General features: G+C 75.9%; 12 protein-coding genes. 4 read left to right on the top strand and 8 right to left on the bottom strand.

Annotated features, from left to right (window positions below):
* Positions 1 to 12: 12 nt before the first annotated feature.
* A complete protein-coding gene (locus tag ABRQ22_RS15610; RefSeq protein ID WP_253052322.1) occupies positions 13 to 567 on the bottom strand; it encodes a TetR family transcriptional regulator in 555 nt (184 codons plus the stop codon).
* 2 nt (positions 568 to 569) lie between these two features.
* Positions 570 to 1,094: an FBP domain-containing protein gene (locus ABRQ22_RS15605; RefSeq protein WP_353707389.1), complete on the bottom strand. Its 525-nt coding sequence runs from the start codon at positions 1,092 to 1,094 to the stop codon at positions 570 to 572.
* 172 nt (positions 1,095 to 1,266) lie between these two features.
* On the opposite strand from ABRQ22_RS15605, the gene ABRQ22_RS15600 reads away from it, so the two are divergent.
* Positions 1,267 to 5,976, top strand: coding sequence for a hypothetical protein (locus tag ABRQ22_RS15600; protein WP_353707388.1), 4,710 nt, complete (start codon positions 1,267 to 1,269; stop codon positions 5,974 to 5,976).
* Between the two features lie 10 nt (positions 5,977 to 5,986).
* Here the strand turns inward: ABRQ22_RS15600 and bsh are convergent, their stop codons facing one another.
* From bsh to ABRQ22_RS15570, 6 genes are all read right to left on the bottom strand, one after another.
* Positions 5,987 to 6,934: a choloylglycine hydrolase gene (bsh, locus tag ABRQ22_RS15595; protein ID WP_353707387.1), complete on the bottom strand. Its 948-nt coding sequence runs from the start codon at positions 6,932 to 6,934 to the stop codon at positions 5,987 to 5,989.
* Positions 6,935 to 7,083: 149 nt separating this feature from the next.
* A complete protein-coding gene (locus tag ABRQ22_RS15590) occupies positions 7,084 to 7,815 on the bottom strand; it encodes a glycosyltransferase family 2 protein (protein ID WP_253052521.1) in 732 nt (243 codons plus the stop codon).
* Between the two features lie 341 nt (positions 7,816 to 8,156).
* Positions 8,157 to 8,981 carry a DUF5926 family protein gene (locus ABRQ22_RS15585; RefSeq protein WP_253052314.1) on the bottom strand — a complete coding sequence of 275 codons (825 nt, stop codon included), beginning with the start codon at positions 8,979 to 8,981 and terminating at the stop codon, positions 8,157 to 8,159.
* 10 nt (positions 8,982 to 8,991) lie between these two features.
* Positions 8,992 to 10,071: a pirin family protein gene (locus ABRQ22_RS15580; protein ID WP_353707386.1), complete on the bottom strand. Its 1,080-nt coding sequence runs from the start codon at positions 10,069 to 10,071 to the stop codon at positions 8,992 to 8,994.
* Between the two features lie 642 nt (positions 10,072 to 10,713).
* Positions 10,714 to 11,721, bottom strand: a complete 1,008-nt coding sequence (locus ABRQ22_RS15575) for a hypothetical protein (protein WP_253052310.1) — start codon at positions 11,719 to 11,721, stop codon at positions 10,714 to 10,716.
* A gap of 91 nt (positions 11,722 to 11,812) precedes the next feature.
* Positions 11,813 to 12,388, bottom strand: a complete 576-nt coding sequence (locus ABRQ22_RS15570) for a DinB family protein (RefSeq protein ID WP_353707385.1) — start codon at positions 12,386 to 12,388, stop codon at positions 11,813 to 11,815.
* Between the two features lie 153 nt (positions 12,389 to 12,541).
* On the opposite strand from ABRQ22_RS15570, the gene ABRQ22_RS15565 reads away from it, so the two are divergent.
* The 3 genes from ABRQ22_RS15565 to ABRQ22_RS15555 all read left to right on the top strand — a co-directional run bounded on the left by ABRQ22_RS15565 (position 12,542) and on the right by ABRQ22_RS15555 (position 15,326).
* Positions 12,542 to 13,156 carry a TetR/AcrR family transcriptional regulator gene (locus ABRQ22_RS15565; RefSeq protein WP_253052306.1) on the top strand — a complete coding sequence of 205 codons (615 nt, stop codon included), beginning with the start codon at positions 12,542 to 12,544 and terminating at the stop codon, positions 13,154 to 13,156.
* A 103-nt stretch (positions 13,157 to 13,259) separates the two neighbouring features.
* Entirely contained in the window at positions 13,260 to 14,561 is a 1,302-nt protein-coding gene (locus ABRQ22_RS15560) for an MFS transporter (RefSeq protein WP_353707384.1), read from the top strand.
* Between the two features lie 96 nt (positions 14,562 to 14,657).
* Complete coding sequence (locus ABRQ22_RS15555) at positions 14,658 to 15,326, top strand: biliverdin-producing heme oxygenase (protein WP_253052302.1); 669 nt, start codon at positions 14,658 to 14,660, stop codon at positions 15,324 to 15,326.
* Position 15,327 lies beyond the last annotated feature (1 nt).

Below are 15,327 nucleotides of genomic sequence, written 5' to 3'. Positions count from 1 at the left end.
CGTGCCGTGCCGTCAGCGCGACGTCGTCTCCGTGTCGATCGCCGACCGCATGACCGCGCGCGGAGGGATCGCCGCGGCCCCACCCACCCGGCTCAGCCCCGCCAGGCCGACGCCGACCATGAGCACCCTGCCCGCGGCGTCGCGGCGATCCGGGCCGCCGAGGACGTCCGCGAGGACGGCGACCAGGTGGTCGAGCGTCTCCACGTAGGCGTCCGCGACCTCCGGCCGCAGCTGGGCGTGGGCGCCCGCCTCGGCCCAGAGCGCCAGGGCCCGGCCGTCACCGTCCGGACCGACGAGGTCCTCGAAGAAGAGCTCGAGCCCCGCGCGCGGCGCCAGACCGCGGGACGCGCCCTCGAAGGCGACGATCTCCTCTCGGGCATAGCGCCGCCAGGCCTCCGCGACGAGCTCGTCCGTCGACGCGAAGTGGTGGTGGATCTGGCCGGGGGAGCCACCGAGCTCGTCGGCCACGACGCGCGCGGTGACGGCGCCGAGCCCGGCACGGCGCACGACGGCGGCCGCTGCGGCGACGATCGAGTCCCGACGCTCCGCGCGCGGCAGGTAGGCCATCGTCAGCTCCTCGTCCGTGTCGTGCCGGCGCCGTCGGTCAGGCCGTGCAGGAACGCGAGAGTACGCGTCCGGAGCCCCGCCCGGCGAGCCCGGACGACCTCCTCCGCGGGCGGGTCGAGCGGGCCTCGCACGGGGGCAGCCAGCACGTTCCGGCCGCAGTCCAGATCGGTGCAGACGAGGATGCCCACGGTGCTCAGGCGTCGCCTCTTGTCGGACGACGGCCGGGGAGCGGCGAAGAGCGCCACCTCGTTGAAGCGCCTCGTGAAGCGGCAGAGGGCGCACATGACCGCGCGCCCTCCGGTCTCCGCGTGGCTCGGGCTCTGGCGCAGGACCGCGCCCAGCGCACGGCCGTCGAGGCCCTCGGCCACGAGGAAGGCGCGCTGGGGCGCCCGGGGGTCCCGCCACCCGAGGTAGTCGAGATCGTCCCAGCGCAGAGCGTCGAAGTGCGCAGGCAGGCGGACCCTGCCCTCCGACGGGTCGGTGTTCACGATCGCGGCGCGCGCCTCGGCACGGCTCAGCGGTCGCACGGTCGGCTCCCAAACTTGTACATGGACCCAATTTGTACACGGGTACAAGTTTGGCCGTCCAGCGCATACCCGCGCAGCGGGCGTGGAGGGCGCGTGAGCGTCCCGCGCGGACCTGCGACGACGCCGCTCGTCGGCCCGGTCCGGGCGCGAGGCGCCCCCGTAGGCTGGTCCGGTGACGTTCCCGGCCGCCGCGCTCCCCCCTGCCCGCACCCTCCCCGCACGCCGGGGAGCGACGGGCACGCGGGCGACCGCGCTCGCGGCGGCGGTCGCCCTGACCCTGCTCGCCCTCCTCGGGACCGTCGCCGCGCCGGCAGCGGCCGCGACGCCGTCGGGCACGACCGCGACCGCGACCGGCACCACGAGCGCCGCCGCGACGGGCAGGACGACCGGCACCGCGCCGACGCACGACCCGCGCCCCGTGGTGCTCGTCGCGGTGGCGGGCCTGTACTGGAGCGACGTCTCGCCCACCGCGACGCCCACGCTGTGGTCGATGATCCGGACGGGGTCGGTCGCGTCGCTCGGCGTGGGGCGGACGTCCTGCGCCACGGACGCGTGGCTCACGCTGTCCGCCGGGCAGATGGTCTCGTCCTCCGACCCGGCGGCCGACGAGCCGGTGGAGGCGCCGCCCGTCAGCGCCGAGCCGCCCACGCCGGGCTGCCCGCCGCTCCCCGTCCCCACCCCGACGACGTCGGGAGCGACCGCGCCCGAGGCGCTGCCCGCCGACGTCCCCGGGTGGGCGACGCTCACGGCGCCCTCCGAGGAGGAGGCCGCCGCCCCGACGACGCACCACGCGCCCGGGACCCTCGCGACGCGGCTCGCCGAGACCGGCGTCTGCACGACGGCGGTCGGGCCGGGCGCGGCCGTGATGCTCGCCGACGCGAACGGGCACGTCGAGCGGTACGCGTCCGCGCTCGCGGCGCTGCCCGAGGGTGGGCTCGACGCGTGCGACGTGACGGTGGTCGACCAGGGCGAGATCGTCGACTCCTCCCCCGGGCGGGGGCAGAGCCTCGACGCGCTCGACGAGGCGCTCGCGCGCGTCATGGACGAGGTCGACCGCGGGACGCGGGTGCTCGTCGCGGGCGTGCCCTCGGGGCCGGTCGGCGAGCCGGGGCTCCCGGTCGTCGTCGACTGGCGCAAGGGCGAGCCCACGAGCCGCTGGCTGCACTCCCCGAGCACGCAGAAGGACGGCATCGTCCAGCTCGTCGACCTCACGGCGACCGTCGTCGAGGAGGCGGGCGGGAGCACCGAGGGTCTGGACGGCGCACCGCTGTCGCTGGGCGAGGTCCGACGCATGGACGTGGCGCGCACGGTCGAGAACCGGCAGTACCTCAACGTCCTCACGAGCACCATCCCGACGCTCTACCCCGTGCTCGTCGGGCTGCTCGTCGCGACGCTCGTCGTCGCGCTCGGCGGGGCGCTCTGGGTGCGCCGCGCGGCCGCGCGGCGCGGGCTGCCGGCGCGCCCCGGCCCGGCCGGCCTGCGCGTCCTGTCCGCGGTGCTCCTGGTCGCGGCCGCTGCCCCCGTCGCAGCCTCCCTCGCGAGCCTGTCGCGGTGGTGGGTGTGGAGCGCGCCGGCGCCCGCACTCACCCTCGCCCTCGCCGTCAGCGCCGTCGCCGTCGCCCTCGTCGCGTGGGCCGCCTCGCGCCTCCTCCCGCGCCGACCGTGGGCGCTGCCGACGGCGCTCGCGGGCGTCACGTGGCTCGTCCTCACGGTCGACGGCGCGACGGGCACGACCCTCCAGCAGGCGTCCCTGCTCGGCACGTCCGCCGTCGCGGGCTTCACGCGCTTCTACGGCTTCAACAACGTGACGTTCGCCGTGTACGCGGTCGCGGGCCTCGTGCTCGCCGGCGGCCTGGCGTCCACGGCGCTCGCCCGGGGACGGCGGCGGCTCGCGGCGTGGCTCGTGGTCGCGGTCGGGGCGGTGACGATCGTCATCGACGGCTGGCCCGCGTTCGGCGCCGACTTCGGCGGGATCCTCGCGCTCGTCCCCGCGTTCGCCGTCCTGGCGCTGCTCGTCGGCCGGGTGCGGATCACGTGGCTGCGAGCGCTCGTCGTCGCGGGGCTCACCGTGCTCGTGGTCGCCGTCGTCGCGGTGGTGGACTGGCTGCTGCCCGGGGGCAGCTCGCACCTCGGCGGGTTCGTGCAGACCGTCCTCGACGGGGCGGCGCTCGAGGTCATCGGACGCAAGGCCCTCGGGGCCTGGCACACCGTCGCACAGCCGGCGGGCGCCGTCGCGGCGGTGCTCGTCGTCCTCGCCGCCCTCGCGGCGCTGCGTCCGGAGCGCTTCCGTCTGCCCGAGGTCGCGCGTGCCTACGAACGGTGGCCGCTGCTGCGCGAGCTCGTGGTCGCGCTCGTGGTCGTCGCGGGGGTCGGCTCCGTGCTCAACGACTCGGGCATCATCATCGCCGTCATGGTCGTCGTCGTCGGGACCGCGATGATCGTGCCCGGCTTCCTCGCGCGCGAGGCGCCGCGACGCCCGGCGTCCGCGCTCCCCGAACCGGGGATCCGGCACATGCCCACGATGCTCCTCACGGTCGGGGGCGGGCTCCTGCTCGTCGTCCTGCTCGTGTCGACGGTGCTCGCCTCGGGTGGGCTGCGTCCCACGTCCAGCGCCGCGCCCGCGGGCGGCGAGGCGGCCGTGACCCGTGCGGACGCCATCGCCACCGACCGGCCGCTCGTCGTCGTCGGGACCACGGGCGTCACGTGGAGCGACGTCACGGCGGCGACGACGCCGAACCTGCACGCCCTGCTCACCGACGGTGCCGGCGCCGGCGGCGTCGCCCAGCCGACCGGAGCGGCGAGCCGCTGCACCGTCGGCGGCTGGCTAGCGCTCTCGGCCGGGCAGCTCGCCGAGGTCGCGACGCAGCGCGCGCCCGACGGCACGTGGGAGTGCCCGACGGCGCAGCCCGTCACCTCCACCGAGGCCGCCGACGGCGCGCACGTCGAGGGCTGGGACGAGCTCGTCGCGCTGCAGCACGGCTCGGGCTACCAGGCACGGCTGGGCGTGCTCGGCGACGCGCTCACCGGCGACGTCGCGGGCGCCTCGTCGGGCGCCTCGACGAGCACCGTGTGCGCGACGGCCGTCGGGCCCGGTGCGGCGATCGCCCTCGCGGACTCGCGGGGCGACGTCGCGCGCTACCGGGACCTCGCGCGCGCGACCACCCCCGGGAGCGACGCGTTCGCGTGCCCCGTGACCGTCGTCGACGCCGGCGACGCGACGACCCCGACGGTCGACCCCGACCTCCCGGCCGAGGAGCGCGCCGCGCTGCGGGCCTCCCTGCGGACGGACCGGCTCGCCGCCGTGGACGCCACCGTGGGCGCCGTGCTCGACGCCACCCCGACCGGGACGACGGTGCTCGTCGTCGACGTCGCGGGCACGCCCGGGACGCGCCCGGCGCTCGGCGCGACGCTCGTGCGACCGTCGTTCGACGGCCCCGAGCAGGCGCGCTACGTGACGAGCGCGGCCACGCGGACCGACGGCGTCGCGCGCGTGCTCGACGTCCCGGCGACCGTGCTCGACGCCGCCGGCGTCGCGACCCCCGCACGCATCCAGGACACGCCGCTGGCGTGGGGCTCGCCGCGGCCCCCGGACGCGACCTCGACCGCGGACGCGCTCGCCGACCTCACGACGCGCGACCACGTGCGGCGCGCCGTCTACACCGCGTTCGTCGACGTGCCGCTCTACGCGGGCCTCGCCATCGCCGGGCTGTGCCTGCTGCTCGCGCCGCGGGCCGCGCGCGCGACCGGCGACCGGGCGCGCGCCCGCTGGGCCCGGGGCGCCCACTGGGCGCGCGGGGCCGCGCTCGTCGTGGCCGCCGTCCCGACCGCGGCCTTCCTCGTGTCGCTCACCGGCTGGTGGCGGTTCGCGAACCAGACCCTCGCGATCGTCGTGTCGACCGTGCTCGCGACGGCGGCCGTCGCCGCGCTCGGCGCGCTCGCCCCGCGGCGTCCCGTGTGGCTCGGGCCGGGGATCGTCGCCGGGATCACCTTCGCGGTGCTCACGCTCGACGCGCTCGTCGGGACGCCGCTGAACCGCGCCAGCCCGCTCGGCTCCGCACCGACGTTCGGCGCGCGGTTCTACGGGTTCGGCAACCCGACGTTCTCCGTGTACGCGGTCGCGGCGCTCGTCCTCGCGGCCGCGCTCGCCCAGTGGCTCGTGGCCCGCGGGCGCCGGTACGTGGCCGCGACGGTCGTGGGCGTCATCGGCGTGGTGACGATGGTCGTGGACGTGTGGCCGACCCTCGGGGCCGACCTCGGCGGCGGGCTCGTCGTCGTGCCGGCGTTCGCCGTGCTGGGGCTGGCGGCGTCCGGGGCCCGGGTCACGTGGCGGCGGTTCCTGCTCGTCGCCGCCGCCGGCGTCGGCCTCGTCGCCGCGGTCGGCGTGCTCGACTGGCTGCGCCCGGCCGACGAGCGCTCGCACCTCGGCCGGTTCGTCGGCCAGGTCGTGGACGGCTCGGCGTGGGAGACCCTGCTCCGCAAGGCCGGCTACGCGGCCCGCTCCGTGCTGGGCGGCGTGCCCGTGTGGCTGACGATCCTCGTCCTCGTCGCGACGGCGCTCGTGCTGTTCTGGCCGCGGCGGTTCACGCCGGGGTGGTTCGCGCGGACCGAGGCCGCGTGGCCGCTCGTGCGCCCGACCGTGCTCGCCCTGTGGATCGTGTGCGTCGCCGGGTCGCTGGTCAACGACTTCGGCGTGCGCATCGCGCTCATCGCGCTCATCCCGGCGGTGCCGCTGCTCACCGTCGCGGCGCTGCACGCCGCCGCTGACGGCACCGGGACCGAGGAGGTGCCGGGCTCCCGGGAGGGCACGCCGGGCGCCGCGCCGGACGCGGCCGGGAGCGAGCCGGAGGACTCCACCTCACGGGTGCAGAGCGCGGCGCGCTGAGCCTCCCCTCCTACGCGAGCACGAGCTCGGTGCCGCCCGCCGCGAGGTCGGACATCGCGACGCTCCGGACCGCCGGGTCCTCGTAGGTGTTCCAGTAGTAGGTCGACGTGCGCGAGGAGAACAGCCCCGTGTAGACGGTGATCTCGGACTCGCCCGACGCCATCACGGCGCTGCCCTCGACCATCGCGACCTGCTGCAGCGTGTGGAAGGCGCGGCTGACGTTCTGCTCCTCGCTCTCCTGCGTCGGGTAGTGGGCGTTGACGTAGGCGGCGCGGACGAACCGCGACGGCGAGTAGTAGTCCCCCGGGATGCCGCGCATGTGCGAGCCCGAGCCGAACGGGGTGAGGACCGCCCCGCCCAGCTCCGTGTCCCCGGGGAAGTCGGGCGAGGTGTTGAGGTAGTTGCGCAGGTTCTCGTGGTGCCAGCCGAACCCGGGCTGGTTCGTGAGGACGTCGACGTCGTCGTGGAAGACGTGCATCCCGTCCGCCGTGTGCTCGACGACGACGGCGCGCGTCGCGTCGGCGACGATCCAGTGCAGCATCGAGCTCGGGTAGGTGTCGTCGATCGGTCGGTCGACGACCACGACGTCCTGGAGCGCGGCCTCCACCTCGTCCACCGTCGCGAACTGCGAGCACACCCACAGCGGGAGCTCGTACGCGGCGACGTTGACCGCGCCGTCGACCGGGCCGGGCGCGTAGGCCGCGTATCCCGGGAAGTTGAGCCCCGCGACGGCGAGGCCCGCGTCGTTGCCGCAGTCGAAGTAGAGCGGCGTCCCCTCCGCCACGATGCCCATGCCGAGCGTCGCGTGCCGGATGGCGGGCACCGCGCCGAACGGTGACCTCGGCGCGTACCCGGTGGGCGTCAGCACCACCCGTTGCCCGTACCCGCTCGTCCAGTCGAGGTTCCGTGCGAGGTAGACGCTCCCCCTGCCGTCCGAGAACCTGATGCCCGTGCACATGGCGATGCCCCCGTCGTCGTCGGTGCGGCCTCGCGCGGACGCGAGCCACCGGGCACGACACCGTGCTCCGTCCACCCAGGGTGGGCTCCCCCGGAGACGCTCGCCACCCGCGGGACGGGACGACGCGCCGGGCGGTCGCCGGGCCGGGCTCAGTGCTGGTCGGCGGCCCGCACCCGGTCGACGGCGGAGCGCATCTTGCGCGCGTTCACGGCCAGGAGCACGTCGCGGTACTGCGCGGCGCGGTGGAGCTGGCCCTTGAGGTCGTTGGACGACGCGCGGTGGCGCAGGTCGCACGGCACCTCGACGGCGACGTACCCCTTGCGGAGCAGGTCGATCGTCATGCCGGTCTCCACGCCCCAGCCGCGCGCGAGCGGGGTCGCGGCCTCGAACGCCTCGCGCGTGAGGCAGCGCATGCCCGAGAGCGGCTGCGTCGGGGTCCACCCCGTGAGCGACTGGATCGCGCGGCGCGCGGCCCCGACGACGATCCCCCGGCCGCCGGCCCCCGGCTGCGGCGGGAGCAGCGCGATCGCGAGGTCCGCGTACCCGTCGAGCACGGGCGCGACGAGCGGCGCGGTGTTCACGGCGGTCTCGCCGAGGTCGCCGTCGATGAAGAGCAGGAGGCGCGGGGGACGGTCGGCGGCGTCGCGCATCGCGACGACGGCCGCGCCGGTCTCCATGGCCGCGGCCTTGCCGCGGTTGTGCGAGTGGCGCACGACGACGGCGCCGGCCTCGCGCGCGACGTGCTGGGTGTCGTCCTCGCTCCCGTCGTCCACGACGAGCACGAGGTCGACGTGCGGGATCGCCTTGGCCGCGCGGACCGTCGCGGCGATGCGCCGGGACTCGTCCTTCGCCGGGATGATCACGGCGACGCGCTGCCGCACCGCGCGGCCGGTCCGGCCCTCGCCGGTCGTCGGCCGGGGCGTGCGTGCCCGCGTGCCGGACGCCGAGAGGTACGTCGGCGGCGTGCTCGCCGCGCCGGCAGGAGCACTGCCCGTGTTGTTCCCCGACTCAGTCGACCGATGGTCCGCGTTCACGCCGTCCAGCCTAGTAGTGCAAAGAGTTGGCCGCAGAAGTGTCGTCGTTCCACCAGCAGATCCGCTCGGGATCTTCGCAGGACGACCGGGCTGCGTTCCCAGGTCCCCCGGATCCTACTCGACGCGACAGCCCGCCGACAGGGGCGTCGGCGGGCTGCGCGTCGGGCCGCCGGCCGGCAGCGGGTGCGTCAGCGCAGGGTCACCTGGCGCGACACGATCCCCGCGCGCGCCCGGCGCTCGTTCGCGTCGAGCGGCTCCGTGACGGCGAGCGCCTCCGTGAGGAGCGCGTCGAGCTCCGCGACCGGGCCCTCGAGCTCGTCGGCCTCCGTCCCGCGCGGCAGCTCCCACACCGGGACGAGCACACCGCTCGACCGGAACGCGCCGACGAACTTGCCGCCCGCGAGGCCCGACTCGCGCCGCGCGTGCAGGCGCGAGATCGCGTCGATGAGCGCGTCCTCGGGCTCCGGACGCGCCCAGCGCAGGAACTCGCGCGACATGCGGCACCAGTACGCCGAGGGGACGGCGTCGAGCTTCACCGTGGGCACCATCGACTCGGCCGCCTGGTCGAGCGACGCGCGCAGGTCCGGCGTGACCTCCTCGGCCGGGTCGAGCCAGAACGCGAAGTCGTCGTGGACGGTGACGTCGAACGGGACGGAGAGGTCGAGGACGTCCTGCAGGCGCGGGCCGGCGTCGGGCAGCGCGCTCATCTCGATGGACGTGCCGGGCTCGGCGTCGATCGCCTCCAGCAGCGCCGCGGCGAGGTCGCGGCTCGTGTCGCCCGAGCCCGCGAGCGTCTGGACCGCGAGGAGGATCGCGCCGTCCTGGCGGTGCAGCGCGGCCCAGCCCGCGGGCAGGACGGTCACGACGGTGACGTCGCGCGCGCCGTGCTCCGCGGTCGTGCGGGCGGTCGCGGTGGCCGAGGGCACGACCTCGCGCATCGCGACCCAGTCGGTCTCGCCGGGGAGCCCCTCGAACGGGCGCAGCACGAAGTCGGGCGTGGAGTTCTTGGCCATGCGCGGCAGTCTACTGGCGCGCCGCCGGGCGGGTGCGGGGCCGCAGGCGGACGTCGGGCAGCGCGGGTGCCGGGAGCGGGCCGCCGTCGTACCCGACGACCTCGCCGTAGCGTCCGTCGCGCGCGCCCTCGGCGTACCGCGTGCCGCCGTGGTTCGGCCCCTCCCCGCCGGTGACGACGAGCTGCGCCTGCCAGTCGGCGCGGGCGCGCGCGACGTCGTCGTGCGACCGGCCGACGAAGTTCCACCACATGACGATGTCCTCGCCGAACGGCTCGCCGCCCACGAGCACGACCCGCGCGGGGCCGTCCGGCCCGGCCTCGACGGTGAGCGTCGCACGGCCCGGCGCGACGTACCCGAGCGACGACGGCGGGACCACCTCGCCCTCCAGGCGCACCGTCCCGTCGTCCACGAGCAGGCCGTGCTCGAACGCCGGGTCGACGTCCAGCGTCACGCGCGCCCCGGCCGCCAGGTCCACCTGCGCCCCGACGAGGGGCGAGTACGTCGTCGCGGGCGAGCGCAGCCCCGCGCCCGCGACCCGCAGGCTCCCGAGGAAGACCTGGACCCGGGCACCGGCGACGTCCGCGACCGGCAGGTCGGCGTGGTGCTCGAACGCCGGCGGGTCGTCGAGCCGGTCGCCCGGGAGCGCGACCCAGAGCTGGACCCCGTGCAGGACCGGCGGGCGGACGCCGCGCGGCGACTCCTCCGAGTGGGAGATGCCGCGACCCGCGGTCATGAGGTTGAGCTCGCCGGGCCGGACCGTCTGGAGGGAGCCGACCGCGTCCCGGTGCAGGATCTCCCCGGCGAACAACCACGTGACGGTCTGCAGGCCGGTGTGCGGGTGCGGCGGGACCTGCATGCCGTCGGTGCCGTCGCCGATCGCGGGCAGCGGGTCCGGCCCGTAGTGGTCGAGGAAGCACCACGCCCCCACGAGCGAGCGCGCGCGCTGCGGGATCGTGCGGCGCACCCGCATCGCGCGCGTGCCCCCGAGCGGGACGTCGCGGTGCTCGAGGATCTCCACCGCGGGCGCCGCGCCGTCAGGGGCGCCCGCGGAGCAGACGCGCTCCTCGGGCCGGGTCTCGAGGTTGCTCATGGCACGAGCGTAGGCGCGGCGGACGGACCCGGCCCACCGGCCCGCGGACGGGTCTTCGCGTCGCGGGACGCCCGCGGGAGAATGGCAGCGAGGCCCCTCGGAGCAGGATTCCGAGGGGCCTCGCCGTGTCCGCGCGACCCCGGGGCGGTCGGGCCGGTGGCCCGTCGGGGCGCCGCTCGCGACGTGGCGGCCCGGCGTCCCCACGCCCGCTCCGGATGCCCCGGGCAGGCGTGCTGACGCCGATCGCGGTCGGCCTTCCGGGTCCGGTCGGAACCTGCGCCGTCGCGCGCAGCCCCGCAGCAGGGGGTCGCGGGTCGTCCACCGTTCTCCGGTCAGCCGTGCCCTGGCGTGCGCGCCGGTCGTCGTGCGCTCCTGGCGGGGCCGTCAGACCCCTGCGTGCGGAACACCGTCGTCCGTCTGCGCCCGTCCGGGCCGTTAGCACGTTTGTAGTCCTCACCCGGAGGCCCTGCAAGAGTTCCCACCGATGTCATTTGACCGGTCGCGAAGGCCACAGGTTCGTCCACAGGCGGCCCCGCACGATTCCCACGGGACCCACAACCCTGTGGACGAAATCTGTGGACAGTTCGCGCGGGCGACACGCCCGGTTCGACCACGACCCGCGCCTCGTGCGCACGCCGTCGCTCAGACCCAGAACTGCGTCGTCGGCGTCGCCGCCGGCGTGAGCCGCTCGTCGAGGTCGAGGTCCCGCACGACGAAGCCGCCGTCGTCGACGAGCGTCCCCGCGAGGCGGCCCTGGAGCATCGCCGCGAGACGGGCGACGAGCACCCGGGCGCGCGAGCGCGCGATGACGTGCAGCCCCGACGGCCGCTCGACCTCGAGCTCGTACGGGTCCTGGGGGACCCACGTGACGCGGTAGGCGTGCGGCCCGTGCTCGCGCCAGTCGAGCGCACCGAGCGCGAGCGGCACCTGCGGCACGCGCTGCGCGGCCAGCCGGACCGCGCCGTCGTACGGGGTGTCCCCCGACAGCACGTACTCCGCGAGGCCGTCCGGGCGGGGGTGGACCGCGACGACCTGCGCGCTCGGGACCGTCGTGCGCAGGACGCCGAGCGCGGCGTCGGGGCCGAGCACCTGGGCGCTGTAGAGGGTCAGGTCGACCCCCGAGGCAGGGTCGGGCGTGAGCACGGTCCGACCGTCCGCGACGACCGCACCCCCGACGCGCCGGGCCGCCGCGACCGCCCAGCCCAGCACCTGGAGCTCGAGCCCCTGCGGCAGCCCCGCCGCGAACGCCCGCGCGAGGCCGTCGCGGTCGTCGACGAGCGGGGCCGGGGCCCCGCGCGGCGCCGGGTCGTCGACGTGCAGGGCGAACGCCTCGGCGCTCCCGCCCGCGAGGTCGAGCGCCTGCGTCTGCGGTGGCGTGAGCGGGAAGGGTCCGACGAGGCGCGCGCCCTCGGCGAGCCGGAGCTCGCCCGGCGTCACCACGCCCTCGGGCACCACGCCGCGGAACCGCGCCCCCACCATGGGCCGGGTCGCTCCCCCGCCGCCGGGCGGCGTCGTCCACGCCGCGTCGGCGAACCAGGCGCGCGCGAGGGTGTCCACGGGCGTACGAGCCGCGCCGCGGGAGCGAGGCACCGCGAGAAGGTGCGCTCCCGCGTGCGCGTCCGGCACGAGACCGGCGACGGTGGCGTCCATGACCGGACCGTAGGGCGTCCGGAATGCCGGGATGTTACGGCCGTGTCACGACCGTGCTTCTCCTGCCGCGGCGGGCCGGGGCCGCGCCCGGTCAGGCGCCGACGTCGTGCAGGTGGTGGACGACGTCGTGGACGAAGTACTGGCCGAGGGTGCGGACCGTGAACACCGACCCGTTCGAGCGCCGTCCGGGACGCTCCCACTGCTCCGGGACGAGCGCGTCGAACCGGCCCGCGACCCGGTCGCCCGCGATCTCGAGCTCGCGCGCCACGGTCGCCGGGTCCTGGTGCGCGTAGTCCTGCTCGACCGCCGTGGCGTCCTGGTCCCAGTTCGCGAACTGCGGGTCGTCGCCCTCGACCATCGACTGCACGCGCACGTCGAACACGGAGAAGACGTCGCGGACGTGCGCGGCGTACTCCAGCACGGACCAGGTCGTGGCGTCGGGGCGGACGCGCACGTCCTCGCGGCCCAGCGCGCCGACGTAGCGCGGGATCGCGTCGCGCACCGCGGCCCCCACGCGGTCGGGCGACACCGCGGCCGCCACGAACCCGCACTCGGGGCACGGTCGCTCCATGACCCACGTCCAGTCCTTGGTGTCCGCGGGGACGGGCGGGAAGTCCGGGTCCGGGGCGCTGGCGGGGACGCCGTCGGGCGCCGCGGTCGTGTCCATGGCGGCAGTGTGCCAGACGTCGGGGCGCGCCCGGGAGGCCCGGCTGCAGCCCGGCTGCAGCCCGGCTGCAGCCCGGCTGCGGCCCGGCTGCGGCCCGGCTGCGGCCCGGAGGAGCCGATTAGCGTTCTGACACGACCTCCCTATGATGTCAGCATGCCCAAGATCATCGGAGGGTCCCTCCACGAGCACCGCGCCCAGACCCGGCAGAAGCTCTTCGCGGCGCTCTCGACCCTCATGATGGACCGCGGCTTCGACGCCATCTCGCTCGCCGACATCGCCGCCGCCGCGGGCGTCGGCCGCACCGCGGTGTACAACCACTTCCCCGACAAGGAGGCCCTGCTCCTCGGGTTCATCACCCACGAGACGGAGCAGTACGTGGGGACGCTCGAGCGGGCGCTGGAGGACGTGGACGACCCGGTCGAGCAGCTCCGCACCTACATCCGCCAGCAGGCGCAGCTCAAGCGCATCTTCCACCTCGCCCCCGGTCCGGACCTGCGCACCGTGCTGTCGCGCACGACGCGCCAGCGCCTGCGCGAGCACGCCGAGCTCGTCGAGACGATCCTGCGCCGCATCGTGGCGTCGGGCATCGAGGTCGGGGAGTTTCCCGAGCAGGACATCGACACCACCGTGCAGCTCGTCAACGCGTGCCTGTCCGGTCGGCTCGTCCCCGACGACCCGGCCGCGCGCGAGCAGGCGATCGAGGCGACCGAGGCCTTCGTGCTGCGCGCCGTCGGGGCCGACGCGACCTCACCCGCGCTCTCGCGCTGACGCTGCGCCCGCGCACGGACACCAGCGGCCGCGCCCTCTGCTGCGCGCAGAACCGACCGGAGGGTCGGTGATGCCCCCGGCAACGGTCGCTTAGCCTCGGGGGGTGCCGACCCGCCGCCGCAGGCTCCCCGACGCCCCCGCCCGGGCGCGCGCCGGGCTCGGCGCGCCGTTCCGCAACGTCTTCACCGCGAACCTCAGCTCCAGCCTCGGTGATGGCATCGCGCGCGTCGCGTCGCCGCTGCTCGCCGCGCGCCTCACCGACGACCCGTTCCTCGTCTCCGGCGTCGCCGCCGTCTCGCTCCTGCCGTGGCTGTTCTTCGCCATCCCCGCCGGGGTCCTCCTCGACCGCGTCGACCGTCGGCACGCGCTCGCGCTCGCGAACGGTGCCCGCACACTGCTCGCCCTCGGGCTCGTCGCCCTCGCCGCGACGGGCACGCTGACGATCTGGTGGCTGTACGCCGTCGTGTTCCTCTACGGCGCGCTGGAGACCGTGTACGACGGCGCGATCCGCGCCGTGCTGCCCTCGATCGTGCGGCCCGCCGACCTGCCGCGCGCCAACTCGCGCATCGAGGCGGGCGAGATCACCGTCCAGAACTTCCTCTCGGCACCGCTCACGTCGGCGCTCTTCGCGGTCGCCGTCGTCGTGCCTCTCGGCACGGGCGCCGCCGCGTACGCCGTCGCGGGCGCGCTCGCGCTGTTCCTGCCCGCCGTCGCGGCGGACGAGCACCGCGCCCCGGCCGACGCGGGCGCAGAGCCCGCTCCGCCCTGGTTCCGCCAGCTCGGGGACGGCTTCCGCTACCTGTGGGCGCACCCGACGCTGCGACCCCTGTGGGTCCTGTCCGTCGTCGTCGGGCTCTGCTTCTCGGCCGCGACCGCGACGACCGTGCTCTACGTCCTCGACGTGCTCGGCGTCCCGGAGGCCTGGTACGGGACGTTCCTGCTCGTCGGGGCCGGAGGGTCGCTCGTCGCGGCGGCGCTCGCGAACCCCTCCAAGGAGCGCTTCGGGACCGGGCGGACCATCGCCGTCGCGAACCTCGTGACGCCCGTGGCCCTCGTCCTCCTCGGGGTCGTGCCACACCTGCCGGGCGGCGGCGTCGCCGTCGCGGCCGTGCTGCTCGCGGTGGGGTTCGGCGCGGTGACGGTCTGGAACGTGCTCGTCATGTCGCTACGGCAGGCGATGATCCCCGGCCGCCTGCTCGGCCGCGTGCACGGCACGTGGCGCACGCTCCTGTGGGGCGCCATGCCGCTCGGGTCCTTCCTCGGCGGTCTCCTCGCCCGGGCGGACCTGACCACGCCGCTCGTCGTCGGCGGCGGGCTCGGCACGCTGGTCGCACTCCTGGGTTTCCGGTTCCTCGCGGGGCTCCCCGACCCGGAGGACGTCGACCAGATCCCGGACCGAGGATAGGCAAGCCTCACCTGGGTGGGTTACAGTTCCTGACGCATCGTCATGACATCGCGTCAGGACGAGCGCCCCGACCCGACGCTACCCGCAGGAGCCACCGTGACTGCTCTCACCCAGGACCTCGACCGCACCGACGAGTCCGTGCCGCTGTCCCAGCGCCTGCGCGAGGGCACGCGCCCCGAGCACGAGCGGGCCGAGAGCTCCGGGTTCGTCGAGCGGCTCATGTCCGGGCAGCTCGACGTCTCGGCGTACGCGGACCTCGCGGCCCAGCAGTGGGCGATCTACGGCGCGCTCGAGGACGCGAGCGCCGCGATCCGCGCCGACGCCCAGGGCTCCACGCTGGTCTTCGACGAGCTCACGCGCACCCCCGAGATCGAGAAGGACCTCACGTTCCTCGTCGGCGCCGACTGGGCCGAGCGCATCACCCTCCACCCCGCGACCGAGCGCTACGTCGCGCGCCTGCGCACGGTCGGCGCGTCGCTGCCCGCCTACGCCGCGCACGCGTACACCCGCTACCTCGGCGACCTCTCCGGCGGGCAGATCATCAAGCGCATGCTGGAGCGGCACTACGGCCTCTCGGGCGACGGCCTCGCGTTCTACACGTTCGTCGAGATCCCCAAGTCCAAGCCGTTCAAGGACGTCTACCGCGAGCGCCTCGACGGCCTCGTCCTCACGCCCGAGCAGCTCGACGAGACCGTCGCCGAGGCCAAGCACGCCTTCCGCCTCAACAGCGACCTCTTCGCCGACCTGGGCGCCGCCCACCGCTGAG

This window comes from Cellulosimicrobium sp. ES-005 (genome assembly GCF_040448685.1).
GTDB classification, from domain to species: Bacteria; Actinomycetota; Actinomycetes; order Actinomycetales; family Cellulomonadaceae; genus Cellulosimicrobium; species Cellulosimicrobium cellulans_G.
The sequence above is the reverse complement of the archived record's forward strand: the minus strand, read 5'-3'. Positions and strand labels throughout refer to the sequence as shown.